Annotated in this window: 19 protein-coding genes; 10 read left to right on the top strand and 9 right to left on the bottom strand. The window is 72.9% G+C overall.

Annotation, left to right across the window (positions count from 1 at the left end):
* The first annotated feature begins 48 nt into the window (after positions 1-48).
* Positions 49-888 carry a sulfurtransferase gene (locus FF041_RS07815; protein WP_153521620.1) on the top strand — a complete coding sequence of 280 codons (840 nt, stop codon included), beginning with the start codon at positions 49-51 and terminating at the stop codon, positions 886-888.
* Between the two features lie 344 nt (positions 889-1,232).
* Positions 1,233-2,729, top strand: a complete 1,497-nt coding sequence (locus FF041_RS07810) for an SDR family oxidoreductase (protein ID WP_228388077.1) — start codon at positions 1,233-1,235, stop codon at positions 2,727-2,729.
* A gap of 73 nt (positions 2,730-2,802) precedes the next feature.
* Here FF041_RS07810 and FF041_RS07805 read toward each other — a convergent pair whose 3' ends face one another.
* From FF041_RS07805 to FF041_RS07795, 3 genes are all read right to left on the bottom strand, one after another.
* Entirely contained in the window at positions 2,803-3,297 is a 495-nt protein-coding gene (locus FF041_RS07805) for an ATP-binding protein (protein WP_153521618.1), read from the bottom strand.
* A 161-nt stretch (positions 3,298-3,458) separates the two neighbouring features.
* The gene (locus FF041_RS07800; RefSeq protein WP_153521617.1) at positions 3,459-3,980 is read right to left on the bottom strand and encodes a MarR family winged helix-turn-helix transcriptional regulator; all 522 of its coding nucleotides are present in this window, start codon (positions 3,978-3,980) and stop codon (positions 3,459-3,461) included.
* Positions 3,981-4,245: 265 nt separating this feature from the next.
* Positions 4,246-5,532: an acyl-CoA dehydrogenase family protein gene (locus FF041_RS07795; RefSeq protein WP_153521616.1), complete on the bottom strand. Its 1,287-nt coding sequence runs from the start codon at positions 5,530-5,532 to the stop codon at positions 4,246-4,248.
* A 263-nt stretch (positions 5,533-5,795) separates the two neighbouring features.
* Between FF041_RS07795 and FF041_RS37755 the strand changes: the two genes are divergently transcribed.
* Complete coding sequence (locus FF041_RS37755) at positions 5,796-6,815, top strand: hypothetical protein (protein WP_228388070.1); 1,020 nt, start codon at positions 5,796-5,798, stop codon at positions 6,813-6,815.
* On the opposite strand, the gene FF041_RS07785 is transcribed toward FF041_RS37755, so the two are convergent.
* Positions 6,751-8,067 (bottom strand): aminotransferase family protein, encoded by a 1,317-nt coding sequence (locus FF041_RS07785; RefSeq protein WP_228388069.1) that lies wholly within the window; start codon positions 8,065-8,067, stop codon positions 6,751-6,753. The two genes, FF041_RS37755 and FF041_RS07785, sit on opposite strands and share 65 nt — an antisense overlap.
* Before the next feature lie 195 nt (positions 8,068-8,262).
* On the opposite strand from FF041_RS07785, the gene FF041_RS07780 reads away from it, so the two are divergent.
* From FF041_RS07780 to FF041_RS07755, 6 genes are all read left to right on the top strand, one after another.
* Positions 8,263-8,964, top strand: coding sequence for a P-loop NTPase family protein (locus FF041_RS07780; protein WP_323391422.1), 702 nt, complete (start codon positions 8,263-8,265; stop codon positions 8,962-8,964).
* Positions 8,945-10,519: a GMC family oxidoreductase gene (locus FF041_RS40285; RefSeq protein ID WP_323391421.1), complete on the top strand. Its 1,575-nt coding sequence runs from the start codon at positions 8,945-8,947 to the stop codon at positions 10,517-10,519. The genes FF041_RS07780 and FF041_RS40285 overlap by 20 nt, the downstream gene beginning before the upstream one ends.
* Positions 10,520-10,618: 99 nt before the next feature.
* Entirely contained in the window at positions 10,619-11,911 is a 1,293-nt protein-coding gene (locus tag FF041_RS07770) for an ATP-grasp domain-containing protein (protein ID WP_153521615.1), read from the top strand.
* The gene (locus FF041_RS07765; RefSeq protein ID WP_153521614.1) at positions 11,896-13,206 is read left to right on the top strand and encodes an MFS transporter; all 1,311 of its coding nucleotides are present in this window, start codon (positions 11,896-11,898) and stop codon (positions 13,204-13,206) included. Before FF041_RS07770 ends, FF041_RS07765 begins: the two co-directional genes overlap by 16 nt.
* The gene (locus FF041_RS38840) at positions 13,203-14,732 is read left to right on the top strand and encodes a hypothetical protein (protein WP_228388068.1); all 1,530 of its coding nucleotides are present in this window, start codon (positions 13,203-13,205) and stop codon (positions 14,730-14,732) included. The genes FF041_RS07765 and FF041_RS38840 overlap by 4 nt, the downstream gene beginning before the upstream one ends.
* On the top strand, positions 14,729-15,889 hold the full coding sequence (locus FF041_RS07755) for a glycine amidinotransferase (RefSeq protein WP_323391420.1): 1,161 nt from the start codon (positions 14,729-14,731) through the stop codon (positions 15,887-15,889). Before FF041_RS38840 ends, FF041_RS07755 begins: the two co-directional genes overlap by 4 nt.
* Positions 15,890-15,995: 106 nt before the next feature.
* Here the strand turns inward: FF041_RS07755 and FF041_RS07750 are convergent, their stop codons facing one another.
* Positions 15,996-16,595, bottom strand: a complete 600-nt coding sequence (locus FF041_RS07750; RefSeq protein ID WP_323372160.1) for a hypothetical protein — start codon at positions 16,593-16,595, stop codon at positions 15,996-15,998.
* A gap of 244 nt (positions 16,596-16,839) precedes the next feature.
* On the opposite strand from FF041_RS07750, the gene FF041_RS07745 reads away from it, so the two are divergent.
* Positions 16,840-17,607, top strand: a complete 768-nt coding sequence (locus tag FF041_RS07745; RefSeq protein WP_153521613.1) for a hypothetical protein — start codon at positions 16,840-16,842, stop codon at positions 17,605-17,607.
* A 1-nt stretch (position 17,608) separates the two neighbouring features.
* Here the strand turns inward: FF041_RS07745 and FF041_RS07740 are convergent, their stop codons facing one another.
* From FF041_RS07740 to FF041_RS07725, 4 genes are all read right to left on the bottom strand, one after another.
* Entirely contained in the window at positions 17,609-17,818 is a 210-nt protein-coding gene (locus FF041_RS07740) for a hypothetical protein (RefSeq protein WP_153521612.1), read from the bottom strand.
* 272 nt (positions 17,819-18,090) lie between these two features.
* Positions 18,091-19,242 carry a cytochrome P450 gene (locus FF041_RS07735; protein WP_153521637.1) on the bottom strand — a complete coding sequence of 384 codons (1,152 nt, stop codon included), beginning with the start codon at positions 19,240-19,242 and terminating at the stop codon, positions 18,091-18,093.
* A 189-nt stretch (positions 19,243-19,431) separates the two neighbouring features.
* On the bottom strand, positions 19,432-20,499 hold the full coding sequence (locus FF041_RS07730; RefSeq protein ID WP_153521611.1) for an MDR family NADP-dependent oxidoreductase: 1,068 nt from the start codon (positions 20,497-20,499) through the stop codon (positions 19,432-19,434).
* Positions 20,496-22,220 (bottom strand): phytoene desaturase family protein, encoded by a 1,725-nt coding sequence (locus FF041_RS07725; protein ID WP_153521636.1) that lies wholly within the window; start codon positions 22,218-22,220, stop codon positions 20,496-20,498. Before FF041_RS07725 ends, FF041_RS07730 begins: the two co-directional genes overlap by 4 nt.
* Between the last annotated feature and the right edge of the window lie 60 nt (positions 22,221-22,280).

The following is a 22,280-nucleotide window of genomic DNA, read 5'->3' as shown; positions in this document are numbered from 1 at the left end:
CCGGCCGAGAGGGGCCGGCGCGATGGGCGGTGCGCGAGGATGACCTTCATGAACGCTGTCAAACCGATCGTCTCGGCCGCCGAACTCGCCGATGCGCTGGCCGGATCGAATCCGCCGGTACTTCTCGACATCCGCTACCGGCTGGGTGGGCCGCATGGCAGGCCGGAGTATGAATCCGGTCATATCCCCGGTGCGGTCTTCGTCGACCTGGACGCCGAACTGGCCGGTACACCCGGGGCCGGGGGCCGCCATCCGCTGCCGGATCCGGACATGTTCGCGGCGGTGATGCGCCGGGCCGGGGTGTCGGCCGGCTCCTCGGTGGTCGTCTACGACGCGGACCGGGGCTGGGCGGCGGCGCGCGCCTGGTGGCTGCTGCGGTGGACCGGCCACCGGGCGGTACGGGTGCTGGACGGTGGGCTCGCCGCCTGGAACGGGCCGCTGGAGAGCGCGATTCCGGACCCGGCGGAGGGCGACTTCACCGCGGCGCCGGGCGCGCTGCCGCTGCTGAGCGCGGACGCCGCGGCCGAACTGGCCCGCTCGGGGCTGCTGCTGGACGCCCGGGCGGGGGAGCGCTACCGGGGGGAGGTCGAGCCGATCGACGCGGTGGCCGGGCATATCCCGGGCGCGGTCTCGGCCCCCACGACGGAGAACCTGGACGAGGAGGGGCGTTTTCTGCCCGCGCCACGGCTGGCGGCCCGGTTCTCGGCGCTGGGGGCGGGCGAGCCGGGCGGGGAGGTGGGCGTCTACTGCGGCTCAGGGGTCTCGGCGGCGCAGCAGGCCGTCGCACTGGAACTGGCCGGGTTCACCCCGGCGCTGTACGCGGGATCGTGGTCGGAGTGGTCCCGCGACCCGGCCCGCCCGGTGGCGACGGGCCCCGGGCAGGGCTGAGCGCGAGTCCCTTCACCGGCTGTCGGCACCTCGCGCGCACCCGGGGCGGCGCTCCGGCCGAGGACGGTTTCGCGGACCGGACTGGACCGGAGCGGACCGGACCGGTCCGGAGCGAGCTGGGCCGGGCCGGAGCGAGCCGTCGGCCCGGGCCCGTACGTACGGCCGCCGGCGCGGGATGACGGCGGCGGGGCGATCCCGGAGGATGGGGGCGAAGGGAGCTGGTGACGATGACGGCGGAGGACGGACCCGCGAGCCGGACACCGGCTGAACCGGTCGATCCAGCTGAACCGGCTGAATCGGTTCAACCGGCCGAACCGGAGGTTCCGGATCGGCCGGTCGCCCCGCTGAGCTGTCTGGTGACCGGAGCCAGCGGCTATATCGGCGGCCGGCTGGTCCCCGAACTGCTCGCCGCAGGTCACTCCGTACGCTGTCTCGCACGCTCCCCCGGGAAGCTGCGCGACCACCCCTGGGCGAAGGACGTGGAGACCGTACGGGGCGATGTCACCGACGCCGCCTCGGTCCTCGGCGCGATGCGCGGCATCGACGTCGCGTACTACCTGGTCCACGCGCTGGGCACCGGCTCGCGCTTCGAGGAGACCGATCGCGACTCCGCGCGGATCTTCGCCGAACAGGCCCGCCGGGCGGGCGTCCGGCGCATCGTCTACCTCGGCGGGCTCACCCCCGCCGGGGTCCCGCCGCACCGCCTCTCCCCGCATCTGCGCTCCCGCGCCGAAGTCGGCCGGATCTTCCTGGACTCCCCGGTACCCGCCACGGTCCTGCGGGCAGCCGTGATCATCGGCTCCGGGTCGGCCTCCTTCGAGATGCTGCGCTATCTGACCGAGCGGCTCCCGGTGATGGTGACCCCGAGCTGGGTGCGGACCCGGGTTCAGCCGATCGGCGTACGGGATGTGCTGCGCTATCTCGTCGGCTCGGCCGCGATGCCCGACGACGTCAACCGCGCGTTCGACGTCTGCGGCCCCGACGTCGTCACCTACCGCGAGATGATGCGCGGCTACGCGGCGGTGGCCGGGCTGCCCCGGCGGCTGATCGTGCCCGTACCGGTGCTCACCCCACGGCTCTCCAGCCACTGGGTCGGGCTGGTCACCCCCGTGCCGCACACCATCGCCCGGCCGCTCACCGAGTCCCTGCGGTACGAGGTGGTCTGCCGCGAGCACGACATCGCGCGCTATGTCCCCGACCCGCCGGGCCGCCCGCTCACCTTCGAACAGGCGCTCTCGCTCGCCCTCCAGCGGGTCAGGGACGCGCATGTCGCCACCCGATGGTCCTCCGCCGCGCTGCCCGGAGCCCCCAGCGATCCCCTGCCGACCGACCCCGACTGGGCGGGCGGCAGTCTGTACACCGACGACAGAGAGCTGACGGCCGACGCCGCTCCGGACGCGCTGTGGCGGGTGATCGAGGGCATCGGCGGGGAGAACGGCTGGTACTCCTTCCCGCTGGCCTGGGCGGTACGGGGGTGGCTGGACCGGTTCGCCGGGGGAGTGGGGCTGCGGCGCGGGCGGCGGGACGCCCAGCGGCTGAGGGCGGGCGACTCGCTGGACTTCTGGCGGGTCGAGGAGATCGAACCGGGTCGGCTGCTGCGGCTGCGGGCCGAGATGCGGCTGCCGGGGCTGGCCTGGCTGGAGCTGCGCGTCGAACGCGACGCGCAGGGGCGCACCCGCTACCGGCAGCGGGCGGTGTTCCACCCCAGAGGTCTGCTGGGGCACGCCTACTGGTGGAGCGTCTCCCCGTTCCACGCGGTCGTCTTCGGCGGGATGGCCCGCAACATCACCCGCGCGGCGGAGCGGACGACGGCTACCGGGCGGGGTCGGGTGGCGCCCTGAGCCCGCGCGGACGGTCTCCGGCCGCCCGCGCAGTCGCCTCCGGTCGCTCGCCACCAGCCGCCTCCCGCGCGGGTCAGCCGCTGAACGCGACCCGTACCCCGACCCGCTTCCCGACCGGCTCGCGCCGGACCTCGAAGCCCTCGCTCACCGCGAGCACGATCTCCAGGCCATGACGGCCGACCCGTTCGGGATCGGCGGCGACCGGCGTCGGCAGCCCCGGGTCGGCGTCCCAGACAGTGATCTCCACGAACCCGTCGCCCCGGTTCTTCGCTCCCCGGGGCGCGTCGCCGTCGCCCCGGCCGCCGGTCACCTCCAGATTCAGCAGACACGGCCCCGGAGCGTATTTGCAGGAATTGGTCACCAGCTCACTGACCACCAGCTGAGCCGTAGCGATCGTCTCCTCCGGTATCGGCACCCCGAGCCGGGCCCGCACCCGGGAGAGGAACCGCGCGGTGAAACACCGTGCGGCGGAGATGCTCTCCGGCGTCCCGTCGTAGCACTCGCCCGCCCACGGAACGGCGTCCCGGCACACCGTGTCGCCCTCGCCCGCCAGCCCGATCCATTCCATACGCTCCCGCACCCCGTACCCCGTACCCCGTTGCCTTTCCCGCCTTACGGCGAGGCTCGCCTACCCCGGGGCGCGGGACTCACTCCTGATTCAGCAAGGACGCGGGATCGAGGGATGCGGCGAGGACGCCGCATCCGGCGCCCTCGCCGCATCGCGGCCCGTCAGCGGCTGTTGCGACCGCGCGCTTCCTGCGCGTCCGCCGCGTCGGCGTCGCGCATGGCCTCACCCGACTCGACGAGATTCCGGAGTATCCGGACCAGCTCCCCGCGATCGTGCTCCGGCAGGGTCGCCACCAGCCGGTCGGTCATCGCGGCGGCGGCTGCGGAGACCTCCGCGTACATCCGGTGCCCGGACTCGGAGAGCGAGAGCAGATTGCGCCGCCGGTCCGCCGGGTCCTTGCCACGGGTGACATGGCCCCGGTCGACCAGCCGGTTGACGACCTCGGCGACGGTGGAGGTGTCCACGGAGACCTGGCGTGAGAGGGAGTTCTGGTCGATGGACGGCCGTTCGGCGATGGCGCTGAGCATCGCGAACTGGGTCGAGGTGACCTCGGACGAGACGGAGGTCGCCCAGAGATAGGTGTGCACCTGCTGGGCGCGGCGGATGAGCTGACCCGGCTGCCCGCACACATCGACGAGCGGGGGCTTCTCCATCGCATCGCGTCGGTACGTCTGCTCGCTCATCGCTCCGCCTTGTGGCCTGGCCGGTCGGGAAACGGGTGGCCCAGTCCGCGCGGCCGGTGAGCTCCAGCGTACCGACGGGGCCGGTGGAAAGGGAGACGGCTTCACCGGGGGCGAGTGCTCCGGAGCCCCTGGGGTGGGACGATGGCGCCGCCGGGACTGCGCAGCCGTTCAGTCCGTGCGCTCAGTGCGTACGCGGTGGAGCTCAGGCCGTGCATCGTGAAGCTCAGTCCGTACGCCGTGGAGCTCGGTCCGGGCACCATGGAGCTCAGTCCGTACGCCGTACGGGGAGTGACGCGCCGTCGGCTCGGGGCGGGGGCGGCTCTCCCAGCGTGGTGTCGGCGAGGAAGTCGACGGCCTCCTCCGGTGGGGAGTACGGCGGCATGAAGGGCGCGGCGCGCACATCGCGGTAGGCGCGGGCGAGGGGATGGCCCGCCGTGTAGCTCGCGCCCCCGGTCAGCGTCATCGCGTGGTCGACGACCTCCCGGGCGGCCCGCCCCACCACCAGGCTCACGGTCTGGCACTCCTTCATCATCGCCCGGCCGGTCTCGGCGGTGACGGACCGCGGTCTGTTCAGCAGCAGCTGGGCGTCGAAGTCCCGGAGCCCCGCGCCGAGGGTGCCCCGGGCCGCGGTCAGCGCGGTCTCCATCTCGGCGACGGCGGTCTTGACGGCCGCCGAGCGAACCCGGGCGCGACCGGACGGCGTCCCTGTGGCCAGCGCCCGCAGGGCGTGATCGCGAGCCGCCTCGGCGAGCCCCAGATACACCCCGTTCAGCCCCATGCCGCTCACCGCGCGGCCCTCCAGCATGGCCGGGTCCCTTCTGCCCCAGGGGCCGCGCACCATCAGCGCCTCATCGGGGATGACGCACCCCTCGAACAGCACGCTCCCGCTGCCCGAGCCACGCAGCCCGAGCCCCTGCCAGTCGTCCTCGACCCGCACTCCGGGCGTGCTCGCGGGGATCATGGCGCTGGCCAGATGGCGTCCGCCGCCGCGCTCGGCCCTGAGCCGGCAGTAGAAATGGGTGGCGGCAGGGGAGACCGAGGCGAGGATCTTGCGGCCGTTGACCACCCAGCCATCAGGGGAGGCGGTCGCGGTGGTGGCGAGATTCCAGTAGTCGGCCCCGCGTTCGGCGACGGCGGAGCAGAGCAGCATCCGCCGTTCGCCGATCGCCCGGAGCCACTCACGCCGTGGCAGACAGCCGGCGTCGCCGTCCGCGCTGAAACGCACCACCCGGGCGAAGTACCAGGCCAGCGCGGTATGCATGGCATGGGCGACGGCGACCGAGGCATCCGCGCGGGCGATCCGCGCGGTGATCACCGTCAGATCGCGCAGCCGCTCGACCCCGGATCCGCCCAGCTCCACGGGGGCGGGCGCGGCGAAGACTCCGGCGTCCACGAGCGCCTCGACGCTCTCCCGTGCGAAACGGCCCTCCGCGTCCGTGGCCCGTGCCTGCTCGGCCAGAAAGTCATGGTGGTCCGCGACCGCCGCCACCATATGTTCGCCGTTCGCGGTGACCGGCCGCAGCTCGGAATTCAGAGAGAGGGGAATCGGCATGGGCGAGACCTCGGCAGACGATGGGATGCGATGTTCCGGTCGGATGTTCCGATAAGCGGGCGGGATGCGTGGTGATGGAGGGCGGGGAACAAGCGGCTGACCTTTCCCGGCGGGACCGGCCGTCGCCTCCGGCATCCAGGCTCCGGCTGAGAATCCGATTCTCCGACGGTCTGCGTTTAATGCCTCGGTATGGAGGAAAGCTCGCCGGTGGAGCAGTGAATGAGGATTTCCCTGGGGCGCGTTGAGAAAAAGGATTTCTCCTGGTGGGGACTTTGATTCTTCAGTTTGCGGGATGGTATGCCGATGAGGCGATCCGCCCGCCGGTGCGCGACCGGTGCGAACTCGGCGACGGCGGCCGGGCGGTGATCGGCTACAACGCGGAGCGGGACGTCCTGGACATCCGCTCGGCCGCCGACCCGGTGCTCAGCGCGGCAGCAGTGGTCACCGCCCGCTCCGCCCACTGGTGTCTGACCAATCTGCACACCGAGGACACCTACTTCGTCGAGAACATGGAGCGGGGAGGCGAGTTCGTCAAAGTGGCCCCCCGTAGACAGGACATACCCATTCCCTTCGAACTGGCCCGGCTGGTGCTGCCCGTGGCGCGCGGGGCCGCCATGGTCAATGTCTTCGGCCCCGAACCCCGGTTTCTCGCCGCGGCACCGGCCGCCCCGGGAGGCCGGACCAATTGGCCGCGACTGGATGAGAATTCCGCCTACTTCCGGGTTCTGGTGGCCCTCTGCGAACCCCAGCTGCGCGGCTATCCCCCGGGCGCGGTTCCCACGATCACCGATGTCATCGCCCGGCTGGAGGGGAAAGGCCGCGCCACGACACTGACCCGTGCCGCCGTCAACCACCACATCAACTATCTGGCGACCGAGAAACTCCAGGTCACCGAATGGGCCGGGGCCACCGGCGGAAAGCGCTCCTACTGGAAGCGCGAGGCCGTGGTGGCGATGGCCCTGCGGTCCGGGCTGGTCGGCGAAGAACATCTGGTGCTGCTGCCGTCCCGGAGCGCCGCGGGATCCGGGACGCTCCTGCGGCACGCCGGGGCAGAAGCCCCTGTTCGTGGTGCCGAAGCCCCTGCCCGTGGCACCGGAGCCCTTGCCGGTGGGGCCGACCGTCCGGACCGCGGCGTGAACCGTCCGGACCGCGGCGTGAACCGTCCGGACCGTGGGGCCGACCGTCCGGACCCTGGCGTCAGCCGCCCGGACCCTGGTGTCAGCCGTCCTCAAGGGCCCGTCCCGTCGTCCGTACCAGCTCCGCGATCCCGGCCTGATCGATGATCAGCGGCGGAATGGCCATCACCGCGCTGCCCTGCCGGCGCAGCAGGGTCCCGCGCTCCCTGGCCCCGGCGACCAGAGCCGCCGCCGCCTCGGGACGGCGGCACTCGACCGTCGCGACCAGGCCCAGCCCCCGCACATCGACGACCTCGGGGTGGTCCCGGAGCGGAAGCAGCCCGTTCAGCAGCTCCTCGCCGAGCGCCGCCGAGGCGGCGACCAGCTTCCGTTCCTCGATGACGTCGAGAACCGCGAGCGCCACCGCGCAGGCGACCGCGTGCCCGCCGGTCGTATGCCCGTACCGCAGCCCGCCGAGCAGCGGATCGGCGGCGAAGGACTGATAGACGTCCTCGGTGGCGCTCACCGCCGCGAGCGGCACATAGCCGCCGCTCAGGCCCTTGCTCATGGTGACCACATCCGGGGTGACGCCGTCGTGGTCGAAGCCGAACATCCGGCCCGTCCTGCCGAAGCCGCAGAACACCTCGTCCACCATCAGCAGCGCGCCGCTGCGGTCGCACAACCCCCGTACCGCCCGCAGGAGTCCCGGCGGCAGCACCACACCGCCGCCCACATTGAGCAGCGCCTCCACGAACACCGCCGCGGGCGGAGGGCCGTCGGACACCGCCCGCTCGAACGCGCCGGCCAGCGCGTCGAGCGCCCCCGGTGAACGCAGCTCCCCCGCAGGCACGGGCAGTTCCACCCGGGTCACCGGGAACGGCGCCTCGGCGTGGGTCTCATGGGCGGGCAGCCCGGACAGATGCTGGGCCGTCAGGGTCGTCCCGTGGTACCCGGCGGCGAAGGTGACGATCCGGCTCCGGGGGCGGCCCCGATGACGCCAGTAGCCGTGCGCGATCGCGACGGCGGCCTCGGTCGCCTCCGAGCCGCCGTTCACGAAGAGCGTGCGCGCCACCCCCCGGGGCAGCAGCGCCGCCAGCCGCTCGGCCACCAGCCCCACCGGAAGGTGCGTCCCCACGCTGAGATCGAAGTGGGGCAGCAGGGACATCTGCCGCTCGGCCGCCGCCACCAGCGCCGGATGGCCGTAACCGCAACTGGAGTTCATCGCCGACGCGATCGCGTCGAGATAGCGGTGTCCGGCCGCGTCCCGCACCCGGTAACCGCTGCCGGAGACCAGCACCGGCCCCTCGGCGCCGCCCCCGCCCACCGGGGACCACGGATGCCAGACGAAACGGCGGTCCCGCGCACGCGCCGACTCCTCATCGACGGCCACACCGGTGTTCTCACCATCGGTAAGCGACATGCCGAGCATCATGCAGCGGCCGTCCCGGACGCACACCCGTACAGCTGTGAGGGTGTCCCGCCCGCAGACCGCCGTCATCATGGCTGACGCGGCATCGCTGAAACGGTGCGTCATGAACCGGTGTCGCATCGGTGAGACGGCACGTCACGGCTGGTCCCGAACCGGTGAGACGGTGCGGAGAGAGGAACGCCCACGGTGACCCTGCGCGCGCTCGACCCGGCGGCCGGTCCGCCCCCCGCCCTCGACCGGATCCTGGTCGCGGGCGGCAGCGGCGCGGGCAAGACGACCCTCGCGGGGAAGCTCGCCGCGCTCACCGGAGTGCCCCGCATCGAACTCGACGAGCTGTACTACGACCCCGGCTGGCGTCCGCGCCCCCGGTTCGGGGCCGATGTCGCCCAGCGGACCGAGCAGCCCCGGTGGATCACCGAATGGCACTACCCGGAGGTCAACACCCTGCTCGCCCGGCGTGCCCGACTGCTCATCTGGCTGGACTACCCGGTGGCCGTGACCATGACGAGCCTGGCGCTGCGCACCCTGCTGCGGTCGCTCCACCGCGAAGTCCTCTGGAGCGGCAACCGGGAGCCGCCGCTGCGCTCGGTCCTCACCGACCCGGAGAACATCCTGCGCCACGGCTGGGCCACCCGGCACGGCACCCGGAGCGAGCTGCTGGCCCTGGCGGGCGGCGCGGACCCGGACGTACGGCTCGACGTGCTGCGCTTCACCCGCCCCGCCGAACTGTCCGACTGGCTGATCCGGCTCTCCCGCGGGCACGCCCGTGACGGACGGCGCCCGCACCACTCCCAGAAGCCCCAAGAACGCCAGAAACCCCAGCAGCCCCAGAAGTCCCAGGGTCCGCACACCCCACCGAGGAGCACCGGTGCGCCCCCACTTCGATGACATCGTGGTCGGCGCCGGAGCCGCGGGCGCCGTACTCGCCGCCCGGCTCTCCGAGGACCCCGCCCGGCGGGTCCTGCTGATCGAAGCCGGTCCCGACTACCCCCGCCCCTCCGCACTGCCCCCCGACCTCAGCGACGGACACACCCCCTCGATGGTGCGGCACGACTGGTCGCTGACCGGCGTACGCGACGACGGCACACCGCTGCCGCTGCCCCGGGGCAAGGTCGTCGGCGGCAGCTCGGCCGTCAACGCCTGCGTCGCGCTGCGCCCGCACCCGGCGGAGTTCGCCGACTGGGCGCGCGCCGGGGTGCGCGGCTGGTCCTGGCGGGAGGTGCTGCCGTACTTCACCGGTCTGGAGAGCGACGCCGACTTCACCGCCCCCCACCACGGCGCCGAGGGACCGCTGCCGGTACGGCGCACCCCACCGGACGAGTACACCCCGCTCTCCGCGGCGCTCGTGGACACCGCGACGGCGGCCGGACATCCGCCGGTGGCCGACCACAACGCGCCCGGAGCGCGGGGGGTGGGCCCGCTGCCGCTGAACCTCACCCCTGACGGCCGCCGGATCTCCACCGCCATCGCCTACCTCGGCCCCGCGCGCGGCCGGCCGAGCCTGACCGTCCTCGCGGACACCCTGGCGGACCGGGTGGTCTTCGACGGAACCACCGCCCGGGGCGTCCTGGTCCACTCCCCGGCCGGACCGCGGGAGCTCCACGGCGACCGGATCACGGTGTGCGCGGGGGCGTACGGCACCCCGGCGCTGCTGCACCGCTCCGGACTGGGCCCGGCCCGGCTGCTGCGGGCGCTCGGCGTGCCGCCGGTGGCCGACCTCCCCGGCCTCGGGGCCGGTCTCGCCGACCACTCCCAGGTCGCCATCGGCATCGTCCCGCAGCCCGGCCCCGGACGGCCCGGCGCCGGCCCCGGCCCCGGTCGGCCCGGAGCAGGGGCCGTCCCCTGCGCACAGGTCCTGCTGAGCCATACCGCGCCCGGCTCCGCGATCCCGGGCGACCTTCAGCTCTACGCGCTCAACCATGTCGAACTGGCGGTGTACGCACCGCGGCTGGCCGCCTCCGTGCCCGGCGGCCGGGCCTTCATGCTCACGTCCAACCTCATGGCCCCCGAGGGCCGGGGGACGGTCGAGGCCGTCTCCCGCGATCCGGCCGTCCGGCCGCGCATCGCCATCGACTACGGCCGGGAGCGGGCGGATCTGGACCGGCAGCGGGCCGGGCTGCGGCTGTGCTGGGAACTGCTGCACCAGCCCGCGTTCACCGCGCTCACCAAAGACGTCATCGACATGGACGAGGCGACGATCCGCTCATCGCGCCTGCTGGACGCCCATATCCGGCGGGCCGCCCGCACTGCCCACCACCCCATGGGCACCGCCCGGATCGGCCGGTCGGGCGACCCGCTCGCCGTGGTCGACGACCGCTGCCGGGTCCATGGCGTCCAGGGGCTGCTGATAGCGGACGCCTCCGTGATCCCGGCGCCGGTACGGGTGAACACCCATCTGATCTCCATCGTGATCGCCGAACGGGCCGCCGCCTGGGCCCGTTGAGGCCACGGACGGCCACGACGGACGGCCACGACAGACGGCCACGACGGACGGCCATAGAAGGCTACGGAAGGCCACGGAAGGCCCGGAAAGGTCCCCGCCATGGCGTTGCTCCTCCTCAACCGCCGGCCGATCCTGTCGTATCTGCCCCACTGGCTCCCCGGCGTCCCCCTGGTCGTCGTCACAGCGCGCTCCGCCGTCAGCGGGCTGCCGCCCGGGTGGGCGGCGGGGCGGGACATCCGGGTCGAGACCGTGGACGACTACACAGCGCCCGCCGTCGACCGGCTCATCGACGCGGAGTGCGCGGCCGGGGGCATCGAGCGCGTGCTGAGCGTCGCGGAGGCCGATGTGATCCGTGCGGCCCGCGCCCGGGCCCGATACGGCCTGCCCGGACAGTCGGTGGCGAGCGCCCTGGCCTACCGGGACAAACGCCGGATGAAACGCGCCGCGGCCCGGCACGGCGTCCCGGTCGCCCCGATGGCGCTGGTACGGGACCGGGCCGGTCTCGCGGCCTTCGCCGACGCCCATGGGCTGCCCGCCGTGGTCAAACCGGCCGCCGGCGCGGGCTCGGTCGGAGTGAGCGTGCTCCACGACCGGAGCGCGGTGGGGGCGTACCCCTTCCCGGCCGGCGGGACACGGCTCGTCGAACGGTTCGTCGAAGGGACCGTCTGCCATGTCGACGGGCTGATGGCCGGCGGCGCGGTGCTGCACGGCATCCCCTCCCGCTATCTGCACACCAATCTGGCCACCGCCACCCGTGCCGAGCCCAGCGTCAGCGGCATGCTCGACGAGCGCGACCCGCTGGGCCCAAGACTCCTCGCGGCGACCGCCGACGTGGTGGCCGCGCTGCCCCCGGTGTCCGAGACGACCGCGTTCCACGCGGAGTTCTTCCACACCCCCGACGACCGGCTGGTGCTCTGCGAGATCGCCTGCCGCCCCGGCGGCTGCGGCATCCCGGAGGCGTACGAGCTGTCGACAGGGGTCAATCTCTACGCCGCCCATCTGAGAGGACAGGCGGGGCTCGCCCCACCCGGAGGACTCGCCTCACCCGGAGGGCTCACCTCACCCGGAGGACTCGCCTCACCCGGAGGGCTCACCCCACCCGCAGGGCTCACCCCGTCAGCGGGGCCCGGCGGCGCACGGCCGCGCCACGGCTGGGGCTGGTTCCCGCCGCGGGACGGCGTCCTGGAGCGCGTTCCGCCGTGCTGTCCGCTCCCCGGCACGGTGCGGTTCGCCCGCCACGGTGAGCCGGGCTCCCGCCACCAGGGCCCCGCCTCCAGCACCGACCGGGTCGCCGAACTCGTCTTCCGGCTGGACGGCGACCGCTCCACCGAAGCACAGCTGCGCGAGGTGGCCGACTGGTGGGAACGGGAGGCCCGATGGGCCGCCCCCTGACCGCGACAGAGCGCCGGCACCGCGGCTTCCTGACCGCGATGGCGGTGGACGCGCTGGGCAGCGGGGTATGGATCACCTTCTCGCTGCTCTACTTCGGCTACGGCCGGGGCATGGCGCTGACCACGGCCGGAGCCGCGCTCACCGCGGGCTCGACGGCCGCGCTGCTCCTGGGCGGGCTGGCGACCGGGGTGCTCGCCGACCGGCTGGGCCCGTTCACCGCCGCGGCCGTGAGCTGCGCGGTCCGGGCCGCGGCCTTCCCCTGCTACCTCCTCGCGGACGGCCCGGCCGCCGTCGCGGCGATCGCCTTCGCGGTCGCCTCCGGGGACCGGCTCTACTGGGCCGCGCACGGCGGCCTGGTGAAGAGCACCGCGCCGGGGGAGGAGCGGCAGCGCGCCTTCTTCGCCCTGCTGAACAGCCTGCGCAACATCGGGCTCGGACTGGGCGCGCTGGCCGTGGCGCTGGGAGCCGCGCTCCAGAGCCCCGGCGGCACGGCGCTGTGGAACGCCCTCCCCCTGGTCAACGCGGCCAGCTTCGCCGTCGCGGGGCTGCTGTTCCACCGGATCGGCACCCGGCTGAGGCAGCCGCCCCCGCTGCCCCCGCCGCCCGGGGACGAGCCCGCACACCCGGCGCCGGAGACGCTCACCGGGACCGGCTACCGGGCGGTCCTCGCCAACCGCCCGTTCCTCGCCTTCACCGGAGCGTCCCTCTCCATCACCCTCTCCAGCGTCGCCTTCGACTCGCTGCTGCCCGTCCACCTCCACTCACTCGGACTGCCGCTCTGGCTGCCCCCCGCGGCCTATGTGCTCTCCTGCGCCGCGATCCCTGCCTTCCAGCCCCTGGCCCTGCGGCTGGGCCGCGGCCGTCCGGCGCTGCGGCTGATGGCGGCGGCGGCCGGGTTCATGGCGGTGGGGCTCGGCGGACTGGCCGCCCTCGGCCGCTTCGGCCCGGTCGGCGCGACCGTCCTGATCGCGTTTCTCGTCCTGGCGTTCAGCCTCGGCGAGGCGCTCTACGGCGCGGTCGCGATGACCCTGGTGCTGGCGTACGCCGCCGGGGGCGAACCGGGCCGCTACAGCGCCTTCTACCAGCTCACCTGGGGAGTGTCGGGGGCGCTCGGACCGGGTGTGCACACCCTGATGTTCTCGGTCTCCGGGGCCACGCCCTGGCTGGTGCTGGCGGGCGCGCTGCTCGCCGGAGCCGCCGTCCACCTCGGGCTCGCCGGCCGGTCGCCGGCCGCCGGCACGCCCCGGGGCCGCCCCGGCGAGCCGGTCGGCACGAAGGGACGGAAACGGATATGACACCCCATCGGACCCAGCGGCCCCAGCGGGCCCGGCCCCCGCACGGATACGACGACACCCGGGACGCCGAGCGGGACATGGCGCGGATCGCCGACGCGGTCACCCGCGCCCTGCGCCGGTTCTGGCACGGGCGCGAAGCGGTGCTGCTGCTCGACGACTTCGACCACCGCGCCCGGGCGCTCACCGATGAACTGCGGGCGTGCGGCGCACGGGCAGCCGCCGCGGTCGCGCGCACCGGACCCGCCCCCGGCGTGCCCAGCGTCGGGCGGAGCCTGCACTGCGACGACCTCGGCGCAATCCTGACCAGGCCCGGCTTCGAGAGCTGGCTGCGCGATCCGCCCGAGGCCGTACGCGGATGGCTGGACGAGCTGGATCCGGCCCGCCGCTGGGTGGCCCTCGGCACTCCGCGCACCGGGATCGCCGAGTTCTGCGGGCGCCCGGTCCACGGCCGGCGGCGGCCCCAGTGGGCCGCCGTCGAGGACAAGACGACCATCGACCGGCTCTGGGCCGCCGCCGGAGTGCCCGCACCGCCCCACACGGTGATCCCGGCGGGCGAACTGGCGGGCCGCTGGGGCGAGCTGAGCTCCCTCGGCGGCCCCCGGGGCGTGGTGGTCGCCGCCGACTCCACCCGGGGCCATGTCGGCGACTCCCTCGGCCTGCGCTGGGTCCCCGGCCCAGGCCCCGGCCCAAGCTCCTGCTCAGGCCCCGGCCCCGGCTCAAGCCCGGCCGGGCCGGCGGTGCTGGAGCTGTGCGCCCGCGCCGAGCGGGTCCGTATCGCCCGCTTCACCGACGGCGTCCCGTGCAGTGTGCTCGGCATGGCCCTGCCCGACGGGGTGGCCGTCTTCTCACCCGTCGAGATCGTCACCCTCGGCGACCCGGCCACCGGCGATCTGCTGTTCTGCGGCTCCTCCACCCACTGGCGGCCCGGCGCCCGCGCCGAGGCCGACATCAGGGCGGCGGCCCGCCGCGCGGCCGGCGAACTCGTCCGCGCCACCGGCTACCAGGGCATCTTCAGCGTGGACGGGCTGCTCGGCGCCGAAGGCTTCACGGCCACCGAACTCAACCCCCGCCATGCCTCCGGCCTCGGGCTGCGGGCGGCGCTGCCCGGTTTCCCGGTCTATCTGTTCAACCGGGCGGTCCAGGAGTCACTGCCCGGACTGGAGGCCGTCACCAGCGCCCGGCTGGAACGCGCGGTCCGCACCCTGGTCGCCGCGGCCCCCTCGTACGCCCTCTCGGTGCCGGTGACCCGGCCCGGGACACCGGACGGCCCGGCCCGGCTGACGGCGGGCCGGGCGGCGATCGGCTACCGGGTGCACGGCGGGACCGCGTCGCTGGAGACGGTCTCACCCGCGCCCGGCGACGGCCGCGCCGGGCCCGCCTGCGCGGCGCTCGCCGCCCGGCTGGGCAGACCGGGGCTGCGGTCCTTCCCGCTGGACGCCCGGCCCGGCGGGACCGGACACCGACCCCCGAGCGAAAACCGGGGAGACCGGACACCGACCCCGAGCGATAAGGAGACCCGGCCGTGAACGGAACGGCGAGCCTGGTCAACTCCTGGAACGAATGGGACCCTCTGCGGGAGATCGTCGTCGGAGTGGCCGACAACGCCTGCTTCGAGCCACGCGAACCGGGACACCGGCCCCAGCTGCGCGGCAAGGACGGCGGCGCCTTCCCCACCGGGCCCAAACCCCCCGAGATGATCGACCGCGCCAATGAGCAGCTCGCGGGACTGGTGTCGCTGCTCCGCTCCCACGGGGTCACCGTCCGCAGACCCGAGGCCCCGCGGCTCGCGGAGCCGGTGCGCACCCCGTCGTTCGAGGTGCCCCATCAGTACTGCGTGGTCTGCCCCCGGGATGTGATGATCACCGTGGGCCATGAGATCGTCGAGGCCCCGATGTCCCGGCGTGCCCGGTACTTCGAGTACCAGGCGTACCGGAAGCTGGTGTACGAGTACTGGAACGCCGACCCCCGCGCCGTATGGACCGTCGCGCCGAAGCCGTCGATGGCGGACTCCATGTACCGGGAGGGCTTCTGGGAGTGGCCGCTGGAGAAGCGGCACCGCGAGATGCACGCGTCGGAGTTCTGCGTCACCCAGGACGAGGTGGTCTTCGACGCCGCGGACATCTCCCGCTTCGGCCGCGATCTCCTGGTGCAGGAGTCGATGACCACCAACCGCCCCGGAATCCGCTGGCTCAAACGCCATCTGGAGCCCCGGGGCTTGAGGGTGCACCCGGTGCACTTCCCGCTGGATTTCTTCCCCTCGCACATCGACTGCACCTTTGTGCCGCTGCGCCCCGGTCTGGTGCTGACCAACCCCGACCGGCCGCTGCGCAAGGGCGAGAAGGAGCTGTTCCTCCGTAACGACTGGGAGCTGATCGACGCGCCGCGGCCGGTCTCGTCCGACGACGAGATGCCCCGCTTCTGCCAGTCCTCCGCCTGGCTGTCGATGAACGTGCTGAGCGTCTCGCCGGAGAAGGTGGTGTGCGAGGAGGCGGAGAGACCGCTCCAGGAACTCCTGGACCGGCTCGGCTTCGAGGTGCTCCCGCTGCCGTTCCGGGACGTGTTCGAGTACGGCGGTTCGCTGCACTGCGCCACCTGGGACGTCAACCGGGAGGGCTCGGCGCGGGACTACTTCCCGAGGGCGGAGTACCGGACGCTGGCCGAGGACCCGGCGGCCGGGCTCTGACCGGCGGCTCCCGGGCGGGCCGCCCGTTGCCCGGACCGGCCCCAGTCCAGCCCCAGTCCAGCCCAGCCCCGGGCCCGACCGCGCGTGGAGCCGCGCCGGGCCGTGGTCAGTCGAGCGCCCGGGTGCGCCAGGCGTCGAACTCCCCGACCGTGGTGACCCCGTCGTCCAGCACGGCCCGGTACACGTCGTAACTCGGGGCCCGGCCGCCGTCGTCCGGCCGGGCGGCCAGCGCCTCCTTGATGCGGAGGATGGTGCGCCGGTGGGCGTCGTCCAGCCGGGGCGGGAGGGTACGGAGATGGGCGAGGTCGGGCTGGCGGTCGGGCTCGTCGACGAACCAGAGGTCGAGCGTCCAGTCGCGGCCGTCGCCGCCGCGGTACTCGACCCCGAGGTAGAGCCCGTCCGGATAGGCCGCCGGATCGGCGTTCCACGGCCCGGTGTCGTTCCGGAACCGCACCTGGCGCACCCGGTCGTGCACCGCCAGCTCCGCGCCGATGTCCGCGACGGCCTTCGCCGTCGCGGCGTCCAGCCGGGGGCAGACCACGGTGATGTCGAGATCGCGGCGCACCATCAGCCCGAGCGCCGCGCTGCCCACCCGCACCGCCTCGCCCCGCGTCCCCAGCAGCTCCGCCAGCCCGAGGTCGGCGCAGACCACGTCGGCCTCCGCCCGGAGTCCGCCCTGCTGTGCCAGAAGATCATGCGTCGTCACGGTGTCAGTATCACGTCTCTTCCGGTGAAAAGCGGACAACCGCCCAAGGGTTGTACCGGTGGATATCTCGATCGGGTACAGGCCGGGTTGCTTCCCTGTCACGATCACGGCCGGAGAGAAAACCGTTGATCATCCGATCGGTGTACCGCATAGATTTCGGACAGACGATTCCGCGCGGTCACGGAGCGAACTCCGCCCGCGGGACGATTTCACCGACATCTGAGATCTGAGAGAAGCCCTTTTCATGCCACGCACCGCTGTCCGCCGTACCGCCGTCGCCGCGTCCATGCTCTCCCTGGCCCTGACCCTGGGAGCCTGCGCCACGGACGAGTCCGGCGCGAAGAGCGAGTCGAAGAGCGAGTCGAAGGGCGAGACCGCCGGCGCGAAGGCGCTGTCCGCGGCCGAGCTGGGCAAGCTCGCGCTCACCAAGAAGGACGCCCCCGGTCACCGGTTCACCGAGGTCAGCGCGGCGGATGTCAAGGAGGCGTCGGCCGTCAAGCTCAAGAAGGCCGAGTGCGAGCCGCTCATCGAGGCGATGACCTTCCGCCCCGGCGGCAAGGCGTCCGCCGCCACGACGCAGACGCTCGTGCCGATGGCCAATGCCCCGAAGCCGGACAAGGACGCCTCCCCCGAGGAGCAGGCCAAGGCCGCCATGAGCATGTTCTCCGGTACGACCACCTCCATCACCCTGGCGTCCTTCGAGGGCGAGGGGGCAGCCGAGGGCTTCGCGGCCCTGGAGAAGTCGGTGGAGGACTGCTCCGGAGGCTTCTCCATCGACGCCGAGGGGCAGAACACGGAGTTCACCAAGGTCGAGAAGTTCGACCACACCGCGGGCGACGAGTCCTTCGGCGTCACCCTCGTGCTGAGCGCGGGCCCCAAGGAGACCCTGACGGTGAACCTGGTGACGGTCCGCAAGGGCGGGGTGCTGGCGAGCTTCAACGCCCTGAGCCTCCAGGGCAAGACCGAGAAGCCGAAGGCGCTCGTCGACGCCCAGCTGAAGAAGCTCGGCTGACCTACTGGCCGGTGGCGATGTGGTAGACCCCGCACTGCGCGGAGGGGGAGAGCACGACGAAGTCGGGGTTGCACCCCACCACCACGGCGGGGTTCTGCTCCGTGGTGATGATGATGTCGCCGAAGTCGTGGGCGGACACGGCGGCGGCCGAGGCGGCGGCGAGCCCCGCCACGGTCAGCGTGAGGGCGGCGAGAGCGGTGCGGATACGCATGAGTCGATCCCTTCATCGGGACGGGCCGTCGGGTGCGGACCGGTCGGCCGGACGGTACCGCCGCATGCACCGCCGACGGCCGGGCCGCGCGGGGGCCGCACCTGATCGGACCACCGCGGATCACCGCAGCGGCGGTCGCCGGACCGGTCGGCCGGAGTCTTCGGCCGGTCCGCGGTCGCCGGATGGGCCGGCGGGGGTCTTTCGGCCGGTCGCCGGACCGGTCGGCGGTCGTCGGGTGAGCCCGGCGGGATCTCCGCCCGGTCGTTACCAGGTCACCAGGTCACCAGGAGCCGTCGCGGGCTGCGTGACGTCGTCCCGATCCGCCAGTCGACGCTCTCCATGGGCTCGGCCAGCCGCAGACCGGGAAGCCGGGCGGCGAGCCGGTGCAGCCCCAGCCGGAGTTCCAGCTTCGCCAGCCAGACGCCCAGACAGTAATGGGGTCCCGCGCCGAAGGCGAGGCTGGGCGCCTCCAGCGGGGCGAACAGATCGTCGAAGGGCCGGGCGGGGAAGACCCCGGGGTCCCGGTCGGCCATGAGGCAGTCGGCGAGAACCACCGAGCCCGCGGGGATGAGCACCCCGCCGACCTCGACGTCCTCGGCCGCATGACGGGCGCTGCCCTGGTCGTCGCCGAGCGGGATCAGATGCATCAGCCGCTCGGCCGCCGCCTCGGCCGCCTGCTCGTCGGCGCCCAGCCGGGGCCAGCACTCCGGCCGCTCACCGAGGAGATAGAGCAGCGAGTTGCCGAGCATGGTCATCGTGCTGTCATGACCGCCCACCACCAGCCCGCACACCAGATGGACCAGCTGCGGGCCGGGGATGCCGCCTTCCTCGTCGGCCGCCCGGACCAGGGAGCTGATCAGATCCTCGCCGGGCGTCCGCCGCCGCCGCTCCAGCAGCTCCGCCCCGAACGCGGCGAACTCCCCGAGGACGGACTCCACCTCCCGCCCGTCGTGGGAGCCGTCGGAGAAGGCGTGCTCGGACCAGTGGCGCAGCCGGGAGCGCGCCGAACCGTCGAGGCCCATGAGTCTGCTGATCACCATGACCGGCAGCGGCAGGGTGTACGCGGCGACCACATCCACCGGCGGCTCCCGCTGGACCAGGGCGTCCAGGCACTGGTCCACGATCGCGGCGATCCAGGGCTGCCAGCGGGCCACCGCCCTCGGCGTGAACGCGCCCCGCAGGGTGCGGCGCAGCCGCAGATGGTCGGGGCCGTCCTGGTTGAACATCAGATCGGGGTTGTTCACCAGATCGGGCGCCGCTGTCCGGGCCGGGGCGTCCGCCGCGTACAGCCGGGAGCGTCTGAACCGGGCGTCGGAGAGGACCTGACGCACCTCGGGGTAGCGGCTCACCAGCCAGGCCGGAGAGCCGTCGGGGAGGGTGACGAGCCGGGGCGGCCCCACCTCGCCGACGACGGTGCGGTGCAGCGGAAGTCTCCGCTGCCGGGGATCTGTGCCGGTGTTCTCTGCGGCGGACACGGTACCTCCTGGCCCGTATCGATACGGTCCGTAGCGCTACGGCGGGTGACGGCGAGGGGACGGAGCGGGCGGGGGAGACGGGGGAAGCGGAGGAGACGGGGGAAGCGGAGGAGGCGGGGGAGGCGGGCGGCGCCCCGGTCAGAGTTCGACCAGCACCTTTCCGAGCCGGCCTCCCCGGTCCCGGTCCCGGTCCCGGTAGAGACTCCCGTACGCGGCGGGGATGTTCTCGAAACCGTGGTGGAGGGTGTGATCGCAGACGATCTCACCCCGGCGGATGCTGCCGCCCAGGTCCCGGTGGAGGTCCTGCCAGTTGCGCTCGGTGAACCATTCGAGCGAGAAGACGCCCCGGATCGTCGCCCGGGGGAACATGATGTACGGGAGCAGCCGCGGCCCTACCGTCTCCCGGCCGACCTGGGTCGCCCACTGCCAGCACACCGCCACCTGACTGCCGACGTTGAGCAGGGAGAACACCACGTCGGTGAAGGCGCCGCCCAGATTGTCGAAGTACTTGTCGACCCCGTCCGGAACCGCTCGGCGCAGCGCGGCCCGCACCTTGTCGGCGCCGTCCCCGTGCCGGTACTCCACCACGGCGTCGAAGCCCAGCTCGATGAGGCGGTCCGCCTTCCACGCGGCGGAGGTGGAGCCGACCACCCGCGCTCCCGAGAGCTTCGCCAGCTGCCCCACCAGCGACCCGACCGCGCCCGACGCGCCGCTGATCACCACCGTGTCGCCGGGGCCGACGGCCATGAACTTGGTGAGCGTCCCCCAGGCGGTCATCCCCGGCCCGCCCATGGCGCTCAGCGCGGTCGGCAGCGGCAGCCCTTCGTCGTACCACCGCGGATCCAGCCGGCGGTAGGAGGGAAAGACCATCGGGAACGTCCCGGTCTGCCAGAGGGTCTCGGCGCCGGTGCTGATCACATGGGTGCGCCAGCCGCCGAATCCCTGCACCAGATCGCCGACCCGATGCGCCGCGAGCGGCCCGGCCGCGATCACCTCCATGATCGAGTCGGCGCCCATATGGTCGCCGAGGGGGGTGTCCAGGGCGATGCCGTGCAGATAGGGGTCGACCGATACATACGCCGTCTTCAGCAGCATCTCGTCCGGCGCGAGGTTCACCTCGATGTCCTCGACGACCTTCTCGTAGACCCGTTCCACATCGGGAACGCCCTCCATATGCTCCCGGACCACCCATTTCTGCGTTCTCATTCCCGCGCCTCCGCTCTCCGCGCCGCCAGCGCGGCGTCCGGCTGGTCCGCCTTGGCCGGCGAGCAGGGAACCGGGGCGTCCGGGCTCATGCCGACCGGAATGACGACATGGATCGGCGGCGGTTCCGAATCGTCGGTCCAGGCGGTGAACTCCCTGCCGTCGTCACGGCAGATGAACTGCATGACATGCCGCCCGGCCGCCGCCGCCCGGATCAGCCCGCCCGTCGTCGCCCAGACCCCGGACTGATAGAAGTCCGCCAGCCCCGGCACCCCGGGCCCGTGCTTCTTGACCAGTTCCTCCAGCGTCTCCCCGCTCTCCACGAACGGCTGCCAGCCGAGGACGGTCCCGTCGTAATTGCCCGTGTAGCGGACCTGGGTCAGCGGGCTCGACACATCGCGTACGGCGATCGCGTCCCCGATGCCGGGGTAGCGCTCCTCCAGAAACCGTACGAGCGCGTCCCGCGCCCGCCGCTTGGCCGTGTAGTAGCCGCGCCCATGCCGGACCGGCAGGGTGTGCAGCTCCTGACCCCCACGGGTGCGGCTGGTCTGCTCCGGGCCCTCGTCCAGAGCGCGCCACGGCGCGATATCGCAGAAATAGGTGGCGTAGACGATCGTGGTGTCCGGCGGGGAGAGCTCGGGGTAATGCCGGTTGCGGAACTGCACATTGATGCTCGGATGGCGGATGCCGGTCAGTTCGGCGGCCAGCTTCTCGTCGATGAGATGCGTGGTGCACGGCTCCCCATCGGGAAAATCCCGCCGGAGGCCCAGAAAGAGGGTGAAATACCCGGGGAACACCATGCCCGGTTCCTGGATGGTCCGGGTGTAGAGCTTGCGGTACGCCTCGTTGAGATAGCGCCCCTTGAGCAGTTTCATCATGGTGGTGTGACCGTCGCAGGCGGAGACCACGATGTCCGCACGGTACTCCCGGCCGTCGGTGAGCCGCACCCCCACCGCGCGGTCCGCCTCGATCAGCACCTCCTCGACCTTGGCGTTGTAGACGACCTCGCCGCCGAGCTTGAGATAGCGCCGCTCGATGGAGCGGGCGAGGCCCAGCGAGCCGCCCTCGGGAACGCCCGCCGAGAGATTCGCGTGCGAGGCGAGCTGGAAGTGGAAAGGCAGTACGGGGAACGCGGGATGCTTCTCGTACAGAATGTAGTTGAACGCCTCGCGCAGCAGCGGATGGCTGAACCGGGCCGAGTAATCCGACATCAGCACCGTGATCGAGGTGCGGATGACATTGAAGTACGGGATGAAGGAGGCGAGCATGCGCCAGCGTTCCGCTCTCCCCATCAGCCCGACCGGTTTGAGGAAGGGATAGACCGCGAGGCATTTCCGGAATGCGCGCAGCTGGTCGCAGAAGCCGCGGATCAGTTTCGCGTCGGCGGGCGAGATCTCGGTGAGATGCGCCTGGAGCCGGTCCGGGTCCGAGTAGAAGCGGACGGATCGGCCGTCCCGGTCGCGGACGATGTTGAAGACGTCGAAGTGGCGGATCCGCTTGCCCTGGAGCGCGCCGAGCTCCAGCCAGATCTGGTGCATCTCATTGCCGGGGCCGCTGCCGAGCAGCCAGCTCACACAGCAGTCCAGGGTGAAGTCACCGCGCTCCCAGGCCGTGCAGCAGCCCCCGGGGAGTTCATGCATCTCCAGCATCACGGTCCGGTAGCCGTTCATCCGGGCGTAGCACCCGGTGGACAGGCCGCCGAGCCCGGCGCCGATGATGACCATCGTCTCTCTGTCACGCTTCGGTCGCGCCACGGTCCCGCTCTCCTCGGCATCGGGTGCTCG

The organism is Streptomyces jumonjinensis (genome assembly GCF_009600885.1).
Taxonomy (GTDB): Bacteria; Actinomycetota; Actinomycetes; order Streptomycetales; family Streptomycetaceae; genus Streptomyces; species Streptomyces jumonjinensis.
This window is presented reverse-complemented; position numbering and strand designations above follow the sequence as displayed.